Annotated in this window: 17 protein-coding genes; 13 read left to right on the top strand and 4 right to left on the bottom strand. The window is 52.3% G+C overall.

Annotation, left to right across the window (positions count from 1 at the left end):
* Window positions 1-217 precede the first annotated feature (217 nt).
* From hypF to P9L94_11405, 7 genes are all read left to right on the top strand, one after another.
* Entirely contained in the window at window positions 218-2,566 is a 2,349-nt protein-coding gene (gene hypF, locus P9L94_11435; protein ID MDP8244686.1) for a carbamoyltransferase HypF, read from the top strand.
* A gap of 3 nt (window positions 2,567-2,569) precedes the next feature.
* Window positions 2,570-2,821 carry a HypC/HybG/HupF family hydrogenase formation chaperone gene (locus P9L94_11430; GenBank protein MDP8244685.1) on the top strand — a complete coding sequence of 84 codons (252 nt, stop codon included), beginning with the start codon at window positions 2,570-2,572 and terminating at the stop codon, window positions 2,819-2,821.
* Entirely contained in the window at window positions 2,818-3,933 is a 1,116-nt protein-coding gene (gene hypD, locus P9L94_11425; GenBank protein ID MDP8244684.1) for a hydrogenase formation protein HypD, read from the top strand. Before P9L94_11430 ends, hypD begins: the two co-directional genes overlap by 4 nt.
* Window positions 3,930-4,979 carry a hydrogenase expression/formation protein HypE gene (hypE, locus tag P9L94_11420; GenBank protein ID MDP8244683.1) on the top strand — a complete coding sequence of 350 codons (1,050 nt, stop codon included), beginning with the start codon at window positions 3,930-3,932 and terminating at the stop codon, window positions 4,977-4,979. Before hypD ends, hypE begins: the two co-directional genes overlap by 4 nt.
* 19 nt (window positions 4,980-4,998) lie before the next feature.
* Complete coding sequence (locus P9L94_11415) at window positions 4,999-5,544, top strand: hypothetical protein (protein MDP8244682.1); 546 nt, start codon at window positions 4,999-5,001, stop codon at window positions 5,542-5,544.
* Window positions 5,519-6,505, top strand: a complete 987-nt coding sequence (locus tag P9L94_11410; protein MDP8244681.1) for a methyltransferase — start codon at window positions 5,519-5,521, stop codon at window positions 6,503-6,505. Before P9L94_11415 ends, P9L94_11410 begins: the two co-directional genes overlap by 26 nt.
* A gap of 71 nt (window positions 6,506-6,576) precedes the next feature.
* Window positions 6,577-8,607 carry a hypothetical protein gene (locus tag P9L94_11405; GenBank protein MDP8244680.1) on the top strand — a complete coding sequence of 677 codons (2,031 nt, stop codon included), beginning with the start codon at window positions 6,577-6,579 and terminating at the stop codon, window positions 8,605-8,607.
* 420 nt (window positions 8,608-9,027) lie between these two features.
* On the opposite strand, the gene P9L94_11400 is transcribed toward P9L94_11405, so the two are convergent.
* A complete protein-coding gene (locus tag P9L94_11400; protein ID MDP8244679.1) occupies window positions 9,028-10,032 on the bottom strand; it encodes a cobalamin-independent methionine synthase II family protein in 1,005 nt (334 codons plus the stop codon).
* Window positions 10,033-10,052: 20 nt separating this feature from the next.
* Window positions 10,053-10,262, bottom strand: coding sequence for a hypothetical protein (locus P9L94_11395; protein MDP8244678.1), 210 nt, complete (start codon window positions 10,260-10,262; stop codon window positions 10,053-10,055).
* Between the two features lie 135 nt (window positions 10,263-10,397).
* Between P9L94_11395 and P9L94_11390 the strand changes: the two genes are divergently transcribed.
* Window positions 10,398-11,504: an aminotransferase class I/II-fold pyridoxal phosphate-dependent enzyme gene (locus P9L94_11390; protein ID MDP8244677.1), complete on the top strand. Its 1,107-nt coding sequence runs from the start codon at window positions 10,398-10,400 to the stop codon at window positions 11,502-11,504.
* A gap of 174 nt (window positions 11,505-11,678) precedes the next feature.
* On the opposite strand, the gene P9L94_11385 is transcribed toward P9L94_11390, so the two are convergent.
* Window positions 11,679-12,161, bottom strand: a complete 483-nt coding sequence (locus P9L94_11385; protein ID MDP8244676.1) for a GNAT family N-acetyltransferase — start codon at window positions 12,159-12,161, stop codon at window positions 11,679-11,681.
* A gap of 183 nt (window positions 12,162-12,344) precedes the next feature.
* On the opposite strand from P9L94_11385, the gene P9L94_11380 reads away from it, so the two are divergent.
* Complete coding sequence (locus P9L94_11380; protein MDP8244675.1) at window positions 12,345-12,878, top strand: hypothetical protein; 534 nt, start codon at window positions 12,345-12,347, stop codon at window positions 12,876-12,878.
* A gap of 527 nt (window positions 12,879-13,405) precedes the next feature.
* Here P9L94_11380 and P9L94_11375 read toward each other — a convergent pair.
* A complete protein-coding gene (locus tag P9L94_11375; GenBank protein MDP8244674.1) occupies window positions 13,406-13,894 on the bottom strand; it encodes a DUF1499 domain-containing protein in 489 nt (162 codons plus the stop codon).
* A 357-nt stretch (window positions 13,895-14,251) separates the two neighbouring features.
* On the opposite strand from P9L94_11375, the gene P9L94_11370 reads away from it, so the two are divergent.
* The 4 genes from P9L94_11370 to P9L94_11355 are packed head-to-tail and all read left to right on the top strand — an operon-like array spanning window position 14,252 to window position 18,301.
* On the top strand, window positions 14,252-14,812 hold the full coding sequence (locus tag P9L94_11370) for a hypothetical protein (protein MDP8244673.1): 561 nt from the start codon (window positions 14,252-14,254) through the stop codon (window positions 14,810-14,812).
* Window positions 14,813-14,821: 9 nt separating this feature from the next.
* Window positions 14,822-15,775 carry a 16S rRNA (cytosine(1402)-N(4))-methyltransferase RsmH gene (gene rsmH / locus P9L94_11365; GenBank protein MDP8244672.1) on the top strand — a complete coding sequence of 318 codons (954 nt, stop codon included), beginning with the start codon at window positions 14,822-14,824 and terminating at the stop codon, window positions 15,773-15,775.
* Complete coding sequence (locus P9L94_11360; GenBank protein MDP8244671.1) at window positions 15,772-16,221, top strand: hypothetical protein; 450 nt, start codon at window positions 15,772-15,774, stop codon at window positions 16,219-16,221. The genes rsmH and P9L94_11360 overlap by 4 nt, the downstream gene beginning before the upstream one ends.
* Window positions 16,222-16,231: 10 nt before the next feature.
* Window positions 16,232-18,301 (top strand): penicillin-binding transpeptidase domain-containing protein, encoded by a 2,070-nt coding sequence (locus P9L94_11355; GenBank protein MDP8244670.1) that lies wholly within the window; start codon window positions 16,232-16,234, stop codon window positions 18,299-18,301.
* Window positions 18,302-18,331: the final 30 nt, after the last annotated feature.

Raw genomic sequence — 18,331 nt, 5'->3', positions numbered from 1 at the left:
TTCAGTGCGGGCTTTCAGGCCCTTATGCACAGGCGCTCCCAGAGTTCCACCCATGCCTGATTGGTTTGTCAATTTGTGAAATGCCGGAGCCTGTTTCTGAATAAAAATCATGGCCATTCATCAAGGTAGGTACTCACTTACCGGATGAACCATAAATTTGGTTAAGAATGTATCTTTGCTCCAAGCCGAAGACAGCATTCAAAGATAGACTATTGGTATGTTGAAACAATCAGCCGCTGGCTCACAATCTTTCGTTCAACGCAAGCGCGTCCAAATCCAGGGCGCGGTTCAGGGCGTTGGCTTTCGCCCGTTTGTATTCCGCATCGCCAAAGAAGAACAACTGGCGGGTTGGGTGATGAATGATGTGAGCGGATGCCTGATCGAAGTCGAAGGCGCAGCAACCAACCTTGAACAATTTGTTGTACGTTTACAACGGGACGCGCCGCCGCATGCACGGGTTCTTTCAATAGAGATTTCAGACATTGCGTCTCGCGGTGAGAGTGAATTTATTATCAAAGCCAGCGATGGGGCGGGCGAAAAATCGGCGCTGATGCTGCCTGATTTGGCGATCTGCGACGATTGCCGCCGCGAGTTGCTTGATCCCGGCGACCGACGCTACCGCTATCCATTTATTAATTGTACGAACTGCGGGCCTCGCTTTTCGATCATCAACGACCTGCCCTATGACCGCGCCAACACCACCATGAAGCCGTTCGAGATGTGCGACGCCTGCCGGGCGGAGTATGAGGGCCCCGCTGACCGCCGCTTTCATGCGCAGCCCAACGCCTGCCCAAGCTGCGGGCCGCAAGTTGCGTTTTGGGACGAAGCCGGGCGAGAGACCGCGCAGCGTGAAGAGGCTGTTCAACAATGCGTCAACGCATTGCGCGAGGGAGGCGTCGTCGCGGTGAAGGGGCTGGGCGGTTTTCATTTGATGGTTGATGCAAAAAATGACGATGCTGTTCAACGCCTGCGCCAACGCAAACGCCGCGAACAAAAGCCGCTGGCAGTGATGACGCCTTCGATGGAAGCCATACAAGAATTTTGTTTTGTTTCGGTGGAAGAGGAGGCGCTGTTGTGTTCATGCGAAGCGCCGATTGTCTTGTTGAAGCAGCGCGAAAATACCAACTTGGCCTCTTCGCTGGCGCCGGGCAACCCCTGCTTGGGCGTGATGCTGCCCTACACGCCGCTGCATTGCATCTTGCTGGATGATTTCGCCGCGCCGTTGGTCGCGACCAGCGGCAACCTTACCGATGAACCCATCTGCACCAATGAATATGAAGCGGTTGAACGGCTGCGCGGCATTGCGGATTTCTTTCTCGTCCACAACCGCCCCATTACCCGCTATGTGGACGACTCGGTGGTGCGCGTGGTCGCGGGAGAGACGATGTTTTTACGCCGCGCGCGCGGTTATGCGCCGCTGCCGCTGCCGTGTACAGGGTCAGGCAAGACCGTGCTGGCGCTGGGTGCGCATTTCAAAAATACCGTCGCCATCAATCGAAATGGATTGGCGTTTGTCAGCCAACACATCGGCGACCTGGAAACCCTATCCGCCCATGAGGCGTTCCATGAAATGGCAAAGACGTTTCAGCGGGCGTACGACTTGCAGCCGGATGAAGCCGTTTGCGACCTGCACCCCGATTATCTCTCATCGCGCTATGCGCAAGGTTTAAACCTGCCGGTGCTGCAAGTGCAACACCACTACGCCCACGCCGCCGCCTGCATGGCGGAGCACAATCTCGATGGTCCCGTATTGGCTTTGTCATGGGACGGTACCGGTCTCGGGACTGACGGGAGCATCTGGGGCGGAGAATTTTTGCTCTGCGATTGGAGCGGCTTTCATCGCGCTGCGCATCTGCGGACGTTCCCGCTGCCGTCAGGCGATAACGCCGTCAAAGAACCGCGCCGCACCGCGCTGGGTCTGCTCTATGAATTGTGGGGAGACCCGGCCTTTGAACGCCGCGACCTCGCTTGTCTAAAATCCTTCAAAGAAAATGAAATCGCAATGTTGCGGCAGATGCTCAACAAAAATTTGAACTGCCCGCGCACCTCCAGCATGGGGCGATTGTTTGATGCGTTTTCTTCTCTGCTGGGATTGCGGCAATCGGTTTCATTCGAAGGCCAGGGCGCGATGGAACTGGAATGGGCGATGGGCGATTATCAGTCAGACGCCGCGTTTTCGTTTGAAATTCAAAATACAGAACCAAGCGCCTGGCTGGCGCCGGACGGGGCGGTGATGCAGGGCAGGGAAGCAGCGCCTGCGTATCGAGTTGATTGGGGGCCGTTGATTGAGGAGGCGATTTCGTCGCTGAGAGACGGCATGACGGTAGCCGAAACCGCCGCGCGCTTTCATAATACAATAATAGAAATGGCGCTTGCGGTTGCGCAGCGGGCCGGCGTTGAGCGCGTCGCGTTGACGGGCGGATGTTTTCAAAACGCCTACCTGACCGAACGGGCGTTAAAGCGCCTGCAACAAGAAGGGTTCACCGCGTATCGCCATCTGCAATTGCCGCCCAATGACGGCGGCTTGTCTTATGGGCAGCTGGCGATTGCGCTTCGAAGGAGTTAGACCATGTGTTTAGGTGTTCCAGGCAAAATAATTCGTATCACCAACGACGACCCCATCTACCGCAGCGGCGAAGTCGATTTTAGCGGCGCGGTGAAAGAAATTTCGCTTGCCTATACGCCCGACGCCGAATTGAATGATTACGTGATCGTTCATGCGGGCTTTGCGCTCAACGTGATTGATGAAGAAGAGGCGCAGCAGGTGTTAGACGATCTTCGCCTGTTGGGCGAGTGCGCCGCGCAGGAAGACGCGCCATGAAGCACCTGCGCGAGTATCGCGACCCCGAAGCGGCGAAACGCCTGCTGGGTGAAATTCACAAAACCATTTCACGCCCGTGTTCTATGATGGAAATCTGCGGCGGGCAGACCCACTCCATTCTCAAAAACGGGCTTGACCAACTATTGCCCGAATCACTGAACCTGATTCACGGGCCGGGCTGCCCGGTGTGCGTGACGCCGACGGCGATTTTAGATAAAGCCTTTGAAATCGCCGCCCGCCCCGAAGTGATTTTTTGCTCGTTCGGCGATATGCTGCGCGTGCCGGGGACGAACAGCGATTTGTTCAGCGTGAAAGCCAACGGCGGCGATGTTCGCGTGGTGTATTCGCCGCTGGATGCGGTGAAACTGGCGCGGGAGAACCCGGAACGCGAGGTGGTGTTTTTCGCGATTGGTTTTGAAACAACGACGCCGCCCAACGCGATGGCGGCGCTGCAAGCCAAGCGCGAAGGTCTCAAGAATTTTTCGCTGTTGGTATCACAGATGCGCGTCCCCCCCGCGATGACGGCGCTGTTGTCGTTGCCGGATGTGCAGGTCGAAGGCTTTCTCGCCGCCGGGCATGTTTGCGCGGTGATGGGCTATGAAGAATATCCGCCGATTGCGCAGCAATTTCGTGTTCCTATTGTGGTGACGGGCTTCGAGCCGGTTGATTTGTTGCAGGGCGTGCTCGCCTGTTTGAAGCAATTGGAACAAGGCCGCGCTGAAGTCGAAAACCAATACCGCCGCATCGTAAAGCGCGAGGGCAACCCGGCGGCGTTGCGGGTTTTGCATGAAGTGTTCGAGCCGGTTGATCGCGCATGGCGCGGATTGGGCGTGATTCCAGAAAGCGGCTTTGGCTTGCGGGAAAAATTTGCGGGGTATGACGCGGAACAGCGATTTGGATGCGCCAACGACGCGGCGTCGCATGAACCGGCGGAGTGCATCAGCGGCAAAATTCTGACGGGCGTTCAAAAGCCGCATCAATGCGCGGCGTTTGGCGTGCGTTGTACGCCGGAGCACCCCTTGGGTGCGCCGATGGTGTCGAACGAAGGCGCCTGCGCAGCGTATTATCGTTATCGGCGCCGCGAGATCCAAGCAGCAAACGTGGAGAAATGATGGACGAATTTGCTCCGGTGTGTCCGGTTCCTAAAAATGAATATGAGCGCGTAGTGATGGCGCACGGCGGCGGCGGCGCCTTGATGGACCGCCTGATTGAATCCGTTTTTCGCGCCTCGTTTCGTAATGAGACGCTCGACCAGCGCCACGATAGCGCCGTGTTAAATGTGGGCGGCGCCCGCATCGCGTTTACCACCGATTCGTATGTGGTGCATCCGCTGTTTTTTCCCGGCGGCGATATCGGTTCGTTGGCGGTGCATGGCACGGTGAACGATCTCGCCATGAGTGGAGCGCGTCCGGTGGCGTTGAGCGCGGGCTACATTCTCGAAGAAGGCTTACCGATTGAAACCCTGCGCAAAATCGCTGACTCGATGCGCGACGCGGCGCGACGTTGCGGGGTGGATATCGTTACGGGCGACACCAAGGTAGTCGACAAAGGCAAAGGCGACGGCGTGTTTATCAATACCACCGGAATTGGCGTGATCGAACAAGACCGCGTGATCGCGCCGACTGAAGTGCGCGAGGGCGATGCGGTCATCGTCAATGGTGACCTGGGGCGCCACGGCATCGCAGTTCTTACCGTACGCGAGGGGCTGCAATTTTCTTCGCCGATTGAGAGCGACTCCGCCCCGGTGCATGATATGGTTGCATCCTTGCTGGCGGCGGGCGTCGAAGTGCATTGCCTGCGCGACCTGACCCGCGGCGGGCTGGCGTCGGCGCTCAATGAAATTGCAGAGATCGCCAAGGTAACAGTCAGCGTTGATGAAAGCGCGGCGCCAGTGCGCGACGACGTGCAAGGCGTTTGCGAATTATTGGGGTTCGACCCGTTGTACGTTGCGAATGAAGGGCGCTTCGCCGCTTTCGTTGCGCCGCAAGACGCAGCGCGGGCGGTCGAGATCATCGCCCGGCATGAACACGGACAAGGCGCCGCTGTGATCGGCTGCGTCGAAGCGGCGGCAAGCGCTCCCGTGTTGGTCAAAAGCGCGTTGGGCGCGGTGCGCATTCTAGATCGGCTCAGCGGCGAGCAACTGCCGCGTATTTGTTAACAAATATTCAGGAGAAACCATGAAGCGCAAGGTTCAATTTTTGTTGTTACTCATTATTGCAGGCTTGGTGGGCGCAGGCGTTTATACGCAAAAACAAGAGAACCCCGATGCGCCGATTGTTCCCGATGAAATTATGGGGCCGTTGCTTGAACTTCAACAGATGGTTGACCAACAACAACCGTCGATGAATTCGGATGTGCAAGACCTGATCAAAGATGTCCAAGACCGGTTTTATGCGCTGGATGACGTGCCCCAACTAACGCGGGAAGAACAAAAGCGCCTTGAAGAAGAACGCAAAAATAAACCGGAAATTGATACCTCAAACACGGGGCATTATACCGACCCGTCAGAGGCGTTTGCGAAAATCAAAGGCGACATCAGCGGCGCGATGAACAAACTGATTAAGGTCGATTCAGGCGATCTGGCAAACCGGATGGACGATTTGATGGAGCGGGTCAAAACCAGCGTCGATAAAACCAAGAGCGGCGTTGAAGACGTGATTGAAAACAGCAATAAATCGCTTCCTGAGGAAACCACCAATGACGCTGAACCCACAGAAAATTGAAGAACTCGCTAACGGCTACAAAAACGCTCAGGTGTTATTCACCGCCTTGCGTTTGAGGCTATTTGAAACCATTGGGCGCGACGTTTGTTCTCTCGAAGAATTAAACCCGCGCCTGAAAACCGATGTGCGCGGGCTGCGTATCTTATGCGACGCCTTGTGCGGCATCGGGCTTTTAGAAAAAAACGCAAAGGGGTATCGCAATAGCGAGGCCGCGTTGGATGTCTTGCTGACTGGGTCGCCTAACAGCAAAGCGGCGATGATGCTCAACGGCGCCCGCTTGTATGAAACCTGGGGGCGCCTCTATGACGCCGTCAAACTCGGGACGCCCGCGCCGGAAAATGAAATTGACCCGCGCTTGAAGCGCAACGAACTCGCGTTCGCGCGCGCCATGGCGGATATTGCGCGAATGAGCGCCGCGGAAACCGCTGTGGCCTTGCCGTTGCATGACGTGAAGCGCTTACTCGACCTGGGCGGCGGGCCGGGGCTGTACGCCATCGAATGCGCCCGGGCGAATGCTGAATTACACGCCGTCGTCTTTGATACCGAAGAAACCCTGGTCGTCACCCGGGAGAATATCACCAAGGCTGGATTAGAAGATCGCGTCTCAACCCAAGCGGGCGATGCGCTGAACGATGGCTTGGGCGGCGGCTATGACCTGATTCTTATTTCAAATTTTCTCCACATTTTTTCTCCCGAACAAAACCAGAAAACCCTGCAACGTTGCGCAGCGGCGCTGAACCCGGGCGGATACGTCGCCGTCAAAGATTTCTTGCTAGATGAAGACCGCACCGGGCCGGAATGGATGACGCAGTTCGCGGTCAACATGCTGGTCAATACTGACGGCGGCGACTGTTATACCCGTACGGAGTATCTCGCCTGGCTCGTAACAGCCGGATTCTCGCTCGTCTCCGAATCGCCCGTCGGCTGCAACTCAACCGTGTTGGTGGGGAAGAGGAAATAAAAAGGTGACGCTTGGTTGGCGCGGTGATATATTTCTCTGTGTCGATTCATTTTTGATTGGGGATTTCAACGATGCGAACCAGCGCCGTTTTAAGTCTTATTTTCCTCTTGTTTTCTCTCAGCGCGTTCTGTGAAATTGAATACATTGGTTCAACGGGAACCACGCCGCTCGATTTTGAAATTTATCCCGCCCCAAACGGCAAAACCTACGCCTACGTCGCCCACGGCGGCGCGTTCTCGATTGTGGACGTCAGCGACTGGCGCAATCCACACGTAATAAAGCGCGTCCAACTCGATGCAGATTTGGCGTTTGAAGTCATTATTGATAAAGGCCGATTGATTGTCGCCAATGGTTTGAAGGGAATATGGATTTATTCCATTGCTAATCCTGAATTGCCTACATTGCTCTCGCACATTGATATTCCTGCTACTGATATTGTGATGTGTGAAGATTTTTTGTACTGGACGAACTCGCGAATTAATTCAAGCCCGGCGCGAGGGTATTTTACGAATTATATTTATGATTTGAGTGATTATGATAGCCCCATCGAACTGGCGAAATGGGGCAATCAGAATCTTATATTTGGTTTTTTTGATTCGTACTTTGATGAAGAAAATGATAAAAAATATGCCTTTATTACATATTATAATCAAATTGATATTTATGATGGAGTAGAAAAGGTTTCTTATTTCAAAACAAGTAATGATAATTCATTTAATCGGGGTGATTTAATATCGTACAGTCATGAAAAAAATGTTGGGATTATGTGTTTTGAGAATTTAATCACTTTTCATGACTTAGATTTTTTACCTGAAACCAAAAGTTTAGGTAGCGTAAGGATTGACGCTATTGATTTGAAGCCGTCAATTGATCGAGGCCGTGTATATATTTGGCGCGACATGAAACTGGTTGAGTATGATCTGGAAAAAGGAAATAAGTATACATTAGAGAAAAGCAATGAATGCGCATTTTTATTCGAGCCGCAATCAGTCGTTAACGGGATTGTCTATGGCGTTACGGATGGGATGTTTTGTATGCAGCCTTACGGTGATGACGCAAGTTCTTTTTCGAAAGTGTTTGAGGGTTCATATAAGGCGCATAATGTTGCAACAAGTGGCGAAGTGTTTGTCGCGCATGAAAGTGTTTTTGCGAATGGCGAGTATCAGGATACGTATAGTCTTCTTAATAGAAAATCAGAATTAGAATTTAACGCCGCGTTAAAGTTTCAAATTAATTCTCCCTTAGTTTACCCGCCAGCAGACCAGCGAAATGGGGCGATTTTGTTAGATAATAATTTGCTTGTAGTCCAGTCGAGTGAAGGCCTAACAGTGTATGACATTGTCAGTCCTGATGAAATTCGAATTGTTACTTCGCTGACAGGTAATATTTACCGGATTTTTGAAGATTCATCTTATCGCGCCGCATTCCTGTCGAATGGAATTTTATATCGAAAATTGCAAACAAGCCGCACTTTTATTGTTAATTCGTTGCAAGAATATTATCGGCCGGTTACGGGTTGGAGCAATAAGAATACAAATGATCTATTACAGCGGGCGGCTGTTCAAGGCGAATATATTTACACGCCGATGGACCTTGATTCTGATGGAAAAAATGAGATAGGCATTTTTTCCATTGCTAATCCATTGGCGCCGGAGTTAGTTGGATCAATTCCATCAGGAATATCAATTTATTCTTTTGGGAGCGTTACCGCAAATAATGATTGGCTTGTAAGTATATTAGGAGATTCCATTGTTTTTTTTGATATAACCGACCCGTTGCATTTAGAATTAAAACACCAATTTATATATGGTGCGTATTCTTCATACGGCAGAATGTTTTTTCATCAGCAGTATCTTATATTAGCGCTAGGCCCTTCGACTAGTTTTGTGCGATTGCCTTTTCAGGAGGTAGTAATTTATCATGCGCCTCCAGGCGAGGCGCCAGAACAAGTGTTTCGTTATACGTTTGGGCGAATCGAGACCCATACTGCATTTGGCGTTGCTGCACTCGGTGATTACATTTACGTCCCTGGCGGGGACGCCGGGTTTTATGTGTTTCGCATCAACGACGACAGCAATGTAAACGAGTGGGCGCTGCATTAAGGCAAGTTAGCATAATTTCGGTTCTTCCGTTAATTGGATACTTTTTTTATATATTGAATTGAGATTTCGCTGCATGTGGCATGGGTACACCTCTGCTCGCTTCGGTGCGGGCTTTCAGGCCCTTATGCACAGGCGCTCCCCGAGTTGCACCCATGCCTGAATTGGTTTGTTAGCCTACCAAGCAAAGTAATCAATTCATCGCGGTGGGCTGCTGCGCGAGCCCACCCTACCTTGGCTTAACCCACCAAATTTCAGGATTAAAAACATCAGTGTCATTGCGAGCGAAGCGAAGCAATCTCGGTAACATAAAAACGAGATTGCCGCGTCGGCCTACGGCCTCCTCGCAATGACACGGAAGTTTGCATGGCGGGCTGCTGCGCGAGCCCACCTCTATCTTGATCTGCTTATCAGTATCCGGCGCTAATGCGATCCCTCGTATAGGTTGCGGCCTTCGACCAGGGCGCGCATTTTGCGGTCGGCGACGTTGCGTTGCAGCATCCAGAAGCCGCAGTCGGGATGGATGTATTTTAAGCGTCCCTCGCCGCAGGCGTCGACGATGGTTTCGATGCGTTTTGCGATCTGGTCGGGCGACTCGACTTCGTTGTCTTTGATGTCGATGACGCCGACGCCCAGGCCGATCTCCTCTTTAATGTCATTCAGCGCCGCCAGTTCGTCATAACCGCGCCGCGCAAATTCCAACACCAGAAAATCGACGTTCAGCAGGTTAATGAAGTCGGTGAGGTTTTTCCATTGCCCGCGCTGGATGGTCTGTCCGCCGTAGTTTCCAAAGCAAATATGCAGCGCCTTGGTTTGTTTGATTCCTTCAAACACGATGTTGAGCGCTTCCGCCGCCCAGGGCGCGTCTTCGGGGTGGCCGGGAATGTTGGCTTCGTCAATTTGGATCACGTCGGCGTTGATGCTGGCGAGTTGGGCTTTGAGGATTTTGGCGATTTCGAGCGCGAGCGCAGGCTTGCCGCCGTAGTGGTTGTCAACCAGCACTTTGGCGAGCATGTGCGGGCCGGTGCAGGTAAACTTGAGCGGCGCCGTGGTCAGCGGGCGGATAAATTCATAATCAGAACGCAGGTTGAGCGTGCCCTCGCCGATAGCGCTTTCGACCACGCCGGCGGGTTCGGAACGGTATTCCATGCCGGCGTCTGCGCGAAAGCGGTCAATGTCAGACAGCGCGTACTTTGTCTTAACGCCGCTCATGGGGCGGACGAAATAGTCGATCATGCCGTTGGTTTCGGGGTGGCTGGGGTCGAAGCGGTTGAGTTCGCCGTCGCCGATTAGGTCGACGCCTGCGAGTTCCTGGGTTTTGAAGACGACCATGATGGCGTCTTTTAAAATGAGTTTAGAGGTCTGACCCAACAGCCAATTGGGCGCGGGATAACTTCCGACCACGGTGGTTTTGATATTACTTGCCATGTTCATTCTCCCAAATAAATTTATGGATACTCATCGTCATTGTTGGAATCGCCGAAGTGGTGAATCATCCATTTTAATCCGATGATGTCGCCAATCGTCATCACGATGACAACGCCGATTAACCAGGGGTTGAAGTAATCAAGTATCGTCGAGCCTAAGATCACATAAACAATCAAATAGAAGGCGACAGACAGCGCCGAACATTTGATCCATTCGCGTTTTTCATTCATACAATATCGTCCTACTTTCACCTGAGCGTATTATATCAAAAACATCTTGCGTATGCTTCCCCAAGGTTGCGGATGCGCCGTCTCCGCCGCTAGAATCTTGCAAATACCCGATAAGGAAAACGACGAGAGAAAATCATGGTTAAACTGGCGCAACGCACGACCCGCATTGATTCTTCCGGCATTCGTAAAGTCTTCGCCCTGGCGGCGGACCTGAAAGACCCCGTGAACTTGTCGATCGGGCAGCCGCATTTCGATGTGGAAGACATCGTCAAAGACGCCGCGATTGACGCGATTCGCGACGGCAAAAACAGCTACACCCTGACGGCGGGCATCCCCCCGTTGCGAGAGAAAATCAAGCAATCTTATACGGAGCGCAACTGGCCCGACCTGGGCGACGTGATGATTACCTCTGGCGTTTCGGGCGGCATTCTGCTCTCGCTGATGGCGCTGCTGGATGAAGGCGACGAGATCATTTTGCCGGACCCGTTTTTTGTGATGTACAAACACCTGGTCAATTTCATCGGCGCCAAGCCGGTGTATCTCGATACCTATCCTGATTTTCAGATGCACCCCGACAAAGTCGCGTCGCTGGTTACGCCGCGCACCAAGGCGATTCTGCTCAACAGCCCTGGCAACCCGACAGGCGTTGTTTATTCAGAAGAGGTGGTGAAGGGAATCATCGACGTCGCGCAAAAACAGGACCTGGTTTTGATCTCGGATGAGATATACGAATCGTTTCTCTATGACGGCGATTTGGTTTCGCCGGGCGCGTTATATCCAAACACGCTGGTGTTGGGCGGCTTTTCGAAATCCGCCGCGATGACCGGCTGGCGCATGGGTTGGGCGTACGGCCCGAGCGACCTGATTGGCGCGATGCTCAACATTCAGATGTATTCGTTCGTGTGCGCGCCCAGCATTGCACAGCACGCTTGCCTCAAAGCCTTCGACCTCGATATGGCGCCGCGCTGCGATGAATACCGGGGCAAGCGCGAACGCATTTATAACGGACTCAAAGACCACTTCAACGTGGTGAAGCCGGGCGGGGCGTTTTATATTTTCCCTGAGGCGCCGGGCGGAGACGGCGACGCCTTTGTCAAGAAAGCGATTGAGAACAATTTGCTGATTGTGCCTGGCAGCGTGTTCTCTGAGCGAAAGACGCACTTCCGTATTTCGTACGCCGCCGAAGACACGACCATCGACAAGGGGATCGAAATTCTGCAACGCCTGGCGGGGGAGTATTAAGAGTAAGGTGTTGAGTGCCAAAGGCAAGAACGAGCATAGCGAGCCTGCCTGCCGTAGGCAGGTTCAGCCTTTGATCATTAGATTCAAGGGCTGAATTCGCTTCGCTCATTCTTGCCCTTGCCACCCGACGATTACACAGTTGTTTCAAACTTTATTTGGGTGTGGTAATAGAGATCACATGCTCGCGATTTTGGCGATGGCGTCTTTATTGAGGCGGCAGATGTTCCACTCGTCCATCATCTTCGCGCCCAGGTTTTTATAGAACTCAATCGACGGTGTGTTCCAATCGAGCACGCACCATTCGACGCGTCCGCAGTTGCGTTCTTGCGCCAGTTGGGCGAGACGGGCCAGGAATTTTGTGCCGATTCCCATGCCGCGATTTTCAGGGCGAACGTATAAATCTTCCAAATAGATTCCAGGGCGACCGACAAAAGTCGAATAGTTGTGAAAGAAAATTGCATAGCCCGCTGGTTTGCCTTCGCATTCCGCATAGAACGCCTCGATGACGGGGCGGTCTCCAAACAACGCGCTGCGCAAATCGTCCGCCGTGGCGTCAACGATGTCGAGTAATTTTTCATACTCGGCCAATTCAAGAATCATGTCATGGATGGCGTCTACATCGTCCGGCGTGGCAATACGAATAATAAAATCGGTCATGGAACTCCTCCTGGATGGCGCAAAGCATAGCATGAATCGACTGTGCATTTGAGCCATGAGAACGAATTGCTGCACGGAATAATATGTTCGCTTTTTTATAAAAAACTAAGCATTTCGGCTGGCTGGCCGATGAAAATAGTAAGGCCGTTATTCGGAAATATTGGCGGAATTGGTGTTGAACAAATGAATGCGCGAAGATTTGGTTCTCTTGTCCATTGGAAAGTGTTGTCGCACAGTGCGCGGCTGGCGATGCAAAACCGGCAACTCAAGCAGGCTGAGCATCTCTATCAGTCTGCGTTGGCGGAGGCATTGGCGTTCGGCGAGGAGAGCGTTTGCGTTGCTCGCGGCTACTGGCGTTTGGGACGGCTGGCCGCCTATCAGAAAGAGTTTGGCGCTGCTGAGTTCTATTGGCTGGAGGCGTTGAAAACTGCGATCCATTTGAGAAAACAGCGTTCCTCTTTTGTTTTACGCCTATATGTACATCTTGCCTGGAACTGCTTGCAGCAACAAGAAAAAGGAGCAGCGCAAATTTGGCGCTCGCGGGCGTTGCGGCTTTTGGGGCGAATGACGCATACGCAAACACGGTGTCTCTCGTCTCTTTATCTATTGCGCCAAATGTGCCGTACGCAAAACCGAAACCAAGACGCTGCCAACGTGCATCGCCTCATCATAAGGATTACCAGACAGGAAACGCCGATAGTTATGCAAGTAGTTTAATGAAAGCCTACGCACAGTATTGACACCCTGTGCGTTGAGCGAGAAGGGGTGAATCGGAGGGGTTACTTAAGGTTTTTCCGTAAATTGGACACTTAATTTTAATAAATTGAATTGAGATTTCGCTGTGTATGGCATGGGTACAACTCTGCTCGCTTCAGTGCGGGCTTTCAGGCCCTTATGCACAGGCGCTCCCAGAGTTGCACCCATGCCTATATTTGGTTTATCAATTTTTGATATGCAGGAATAGGTTTTTTTAACCTAATCATGTCCATCCATCAATGTAGGTACTCACTTGCCGGATGAACCTTACTTAATGACTCCGTATACGATTAAGCCCATACCGCAGGCGAAACCAAGTGTAACAAATGCGAATGCAAACATAAGCCTCAACCTCGAAATCGAATCATTTTGAAAGCGCCCAAACGGCGTTTTACAAACTTACGAATTCTATTATATGATTTTTTTAAACTTTGTGAAGGGGTTTTTTGAGTTTTTTTAATCTAAAAAACTTGTTCGATTTACTTGCTTTAACTCTGTTCCTTTAATAATTTGACTAAACATAATATATGTCCAGCGTTTGCGCCAAGGTCTCCCCGGCCAATTCGTGATGATGAGGTTATCGTAAGCGACGATTGTTCCGGTTTTATTTGCTCGATTTGAATTTCGACGTCATCGCGAAATCGCCAAAGCGGCGTGACCACGATTGCTTTGATGCGAAGCGCTTCCTGATTGCTTTCCTCAAGCGTCCAGCCCTCTTTTTCAATCGCATCTAACGCATCCTGATAAAGCGCATCTGCGGGACGATCAAAGACTGGCGTTTGCAACTCAGGGAAAACGGGCGCCTGCCCGGTCTTGGCGACATTTGTGGTGAGGTAGGTTTTTAGGCGCGAACCAAAGCCGGGAGGGCCTGACAAGTGGGCTTGGTTTAATAGAATTGCGCCAAAAGTAAGAACAAGAGGCGTGACAACAATAAAAATCGCGAGATAGATGTACATTTTTTTATTTATTTTTTTCATTTGGATTTTCTTTTTCGTTTTTTACTGATATGAGTATACCTGTGTTATCAATTCAGGTTCCATACTTTTAATTCATTCGGTTATCCTGTTGCTCTGTTTTATCTACTTGGGTTAGTATAAATTATATTCTTTAAAATGTAATTCATAGGTGATAATCGAGTTGCTTTCAATTTAGTGAACTGAACACAAGTTCAGTATTCGTTGGGGGATCGAACGGTTAGTAATACGTAAAAACTCAAATTTCTTACTTGCAAGCCCTCTTTACCCATGCTAGTATCCCAGTTAGTCCAGAAATATCCCAGGATAATACCTCTTATTCCCGATTAATCCCGGTATTGATCCAATTTGGGGAGACTGATGATCGGTAAAGGCAGCGGCGATGTGGCGCTAGAAGTGACGGCCCCGGCTATGACGCCGGAGTTTCGCCCGCCTGTAACCAAACTGATCGGCAGTTATGACAAGAAGCTCGATTCGAAATCGCGCATCGGGCTTCCGAACCAGTTGCGCGACAAGTTGGGCGAGCACCCGTTAATCATGGTGCGCTGGCTCAAACGCAGCCTGGCGATTTTCCCGGAGTGCAACTGGCTTCCGTTTGCGGAGTCAATTAGCCGGTTAGACCTATATACAGAGATTGGTTTGACGGTGCGCCATCAAATGTTCGCCCATGCCCGCGAGATCAGCATGGACAAAGAAGGCCGCATCGTTGTCCCGACCGACATGGTCGAATATGCGCGCCTGGACGGAAAGATCATGCTGCTCGGCGACTGGGACAAAATTACGGTATGGAACCATACCTACTACCGCGATCAGGTTGAGGCGGACGACGTCACTGTGACGGAGCGCTTTCCGGCGGTGATGCAGCTGGCCAAAGGCCAGAAGACGTTAGAGAGTTTTGAGGCGGAAATCCGCCAGAATTGATCGAAATGAATGAGCGAACCTGCTGCGCTTCACCTTCCTGTGATGGAACGGGAGATTGTGGAGTTTATGCCTGTTTTAGACGAACCGTTGGTGGTCGTTGATTGCACCATCGGGTTTGGCGGGCATAGCGCGGCAATGACGCAACACTTTCGGGCCGAAGACCGCTTGGTCGGGCTTGATCGAGATGAAGACGCACTGGCGCATTGCCGCAAGCGATTTGGCGACGCGCCCTTTCAGGTCACGCTGATTCATAGCGGATTTGACCATGTAGATGAAATGCTGGAGCGGGAGGGAATACAACACGCTCATTACATCTTGTTCGACATTGGGTTTTCGTCGCCCCAAGTCGACCGCGCCGAACGCGGATTTAGTTTTATCAAGGACGGGCCCCTGGATATGCGGATGGACCGAACGCAACCAATCACCGCAGCGAGCATTCTTGCTTCATGGGACGACCGCGCCTTGGCTGAGTTGTTTAAAAACTACGGTGATGAACGCTTCGCCCGCAAAATTTCAAAAGCGATTATGCGGCGGCGTAAAGAAGAGCCGATTGAAACAACGCAGGAACTGGCCGATGTGGTGTTGAACGCGATTCCTAAACGTTATCAGCATCAAGAAGGCATTCACCCGGCGACGCGCGTCTTTCAGGCGCTGCGCATTGAGGTGAACGATGAATTGGACCAATTGCGTAAAGGGTTAGAGGGCGGTTTGAAGCGGTTGGCCAGAGGCGGACGCCTGGCCGTCTTGTCGTATCACTCCCTTGAACATCGCATTGTCAAAGAATGGTTCCGCCGGTTTTGTGGATTGGTGGGGCCGTTGCCCGGGCCGGAGCAACTGGCGCCAGCGAAAAAAGCGCCGGGGCGCGTGTTGGTCCGAAAAGCGATTACCCCCTGCGCGGCGGAAAAAAGCCGGAACCCGCGATGCCGAAGCGCGCAACTGCGGGTGGTGGAGCGTGAAGCATGAGCCGAAAAAAACGCAAAGCCGATTATGAATCTTCCGTCCCCATGGTTCGCATGGTGTTGGGGTATATCTGGTTGATTGCGCTGTTTGGTTCGGTGTTGTTCATCGTGCAGGCGGCGATTGAGGTCAGGCGGACGCACTATCACATGACCGACAAATACAACGAGAAAGTTGCGCTGTTGGACGACTTGCGGCGATTAGACCAAAAGATACTTGAACTGGAAAGTTATGAGCGCATTGAAGCGAAGGTGCGGGAAAGTTTGCCTCAACTCGGGCCGCCCCGGCATCCTGCGATCAGCATTCCAGTGAACGGATTAATTATGCATCGCGGCCTTCCGACGGCGGTTACATTGTCGCCGGAAGAAACCAGTTGGATTTTGAACGTCCGAGATCGATGGACGGCGACCAGCTCACGCATTAAGCAGTGGGCCAAACAAGCATTGGAGTAGCGGCGAAACCATGTCACAACGGATTCCTGCTGTGCGCGTATTCATTCTCATGTTGGCGGCGAGCGTTGCGTTCGTCGGTCTGATGGGACGTCTGTACTACTTGCAGATTGTTCGCGCCGAAGAGACGAAAGAACGTAGTGCGCGGGCGCGGAATTATACCGAAGAGTTGCCCCCTGCGCGTGGGCGGATTGTTGATCGCAATAAACGCCCGCTCGCGCAGGGCGTTTGGCGTTATACCGTCACCGCTGATTTGACGCGCATGGACGATCCGCGCGAAACACTGACGCAAGCGGGCGATGCCCTGGGGCTTTCTACTGAACAAATTGAATCGCATTTGAACGCAAAAGTCGGGCTTCGAGGACGCCAGATTCAACTCGACGCGACTCAGGACACTAAAAACCAATTGGAAGCCATGAAACTGCCGGGCATCCATTTTGAAAAAACGGACTACCGCTATTACCCGGAAGGCGCGCTGGCGGGGCAACTGCTTGGTTTTACCGGACGAGACAATAGCGGCCTTGAAGGCTTAGAACTCAGTAACGACGACTGGCTTCAGGGTTCCAGCAAAGAAATTGAAAGCAAAAAAGACCCGCGCCGAAAGTTGTTAGCGGAAGAAGATTATACCAAATACTTTACGCAGGGCGCCGACGCGATCCTGACCATTGACGGTTATATTCAGTATGTTGTCGAACGCGAATTGCAAGCCGTCGTTGAAAAATACCAGGCGGTACAAGGATATGTGGTGGTGATGCACGCCAAGAGCGGCGAAGTGTTGGCGCTGGCCAATGCGCCGAAGTTTGATCCCAACCATTATGACGACTATTCAGAGTTGACGCGAAAAAACCGGGCGATTGCTAATATTTTTGAACCGGGGTCGGTGGTGAAGCCGTTTGTGATCGCCGCCGCGATTGAAGAAAACAAAGTCACCTCCGACACCATGATTTTTTGTGAGAACGGTTCGATGTCGTTCCCGGGGCGCAAACCGATTCGAGATGATATCCATCGTTTTGGATTGATGTCCGTGCATGACGTGTTGGTGCGTTCGAGCAACATCGGAACGGTGAAAATCGCGCAGCTGATGTCAGAAGATTGGCGCGGTCAGGCGCAGGTTCTTTTTCATTATTTAACAAAATTCGGTTTCGGTGAAAAGAGCACATACGACTTGCCCGGCGAAAGCAAAGGCCAACTTCGTTCTCCAAACCAGTGGCATCCAGCCTCGATTGGCGCTGTTCCGTATGGGCAAGAGTTTTCAACGAACGCGTTGGTTCTCACGACTGCATACACCGCGTTAGCCAATCGCGGGCTCTATCGCCCGGCGAAGTTTATTCGCGGTTATCGCGGTCAAGACGGGCTATTCATTGGGCGCGACTCAGAAGAACCTCGGCGCGTGGTGTCTGAAAACACGGCGGAACAAATTGTTCGCATGTTGGTCGATGTCACCGAAGACCCGGAAGGCACTGGCGACAAGGTCCGCATCCCCGGTTTTCATATCGCGGGCAAGACGGGCACCGCGCAAAAGTATGACCCCGAAACCGGCGGCTATGGCTATGGAATGCACATTGCGTCGTTCTGCGGTTTCTTTCCCGCTGAAGACCCCGAAGTGGTGATTGCTGTTGTGATCGACGACCCGCATAAGGCCAAATATGGCGGCGCGGTTGCGGGGCCGGTGTGGAAAAAAATCGCAGAAGAGATCATCGCCTATTGGGGCATTTCGCCAACCAATCAGTTTGATCCATTGCTGGAAGAGTCTCAGAACAAAGCGCTCGCCAGAAAAGAAGATGGCGATGGTAAGGCGGAAACCTTCGGCGTGAATCGCGTACTTCCCGCGCCGATTGCGAGTTCGATTGATTCTCAAGTAAGCAGTATGCCGAATTTGGTCGGGATGCCGCTGCGGGATGCGTATGTTCAATTGCGCCTTATCGGCTTAGACGCCCACATAGACGGCGTGGGCAAAGTGATGTGGCAAGACCCGCCCGTCGGGGCGTCGCTTTCAGCGCGCACTGCGGCGGAAATTCGTTGTGAACCGGCGTTGACCGACCCGACCTTGCGCGAGGGCGCGATGTTGGCGGCGCAACGCTAATAAGTAAGACGAAAACGAAATTTGGATTTA

The sequence above is a fragment of the Candidatus Hinthialibacter antarcticus genome, assembly GCA_030765645.1.
GTDB lineage: Bacteria > Hinthialibacterota > Hinthialibacteria > Hinthialibacterales > Hinthialibacteraceae > Hinthialibacter > Hinthialibacter antarcticus.
The sequence above is the reverse complement of the archived record's forward strand: the minus strand, read 5'-3'. Positions and strand labels throughout refer to the sequence as shown.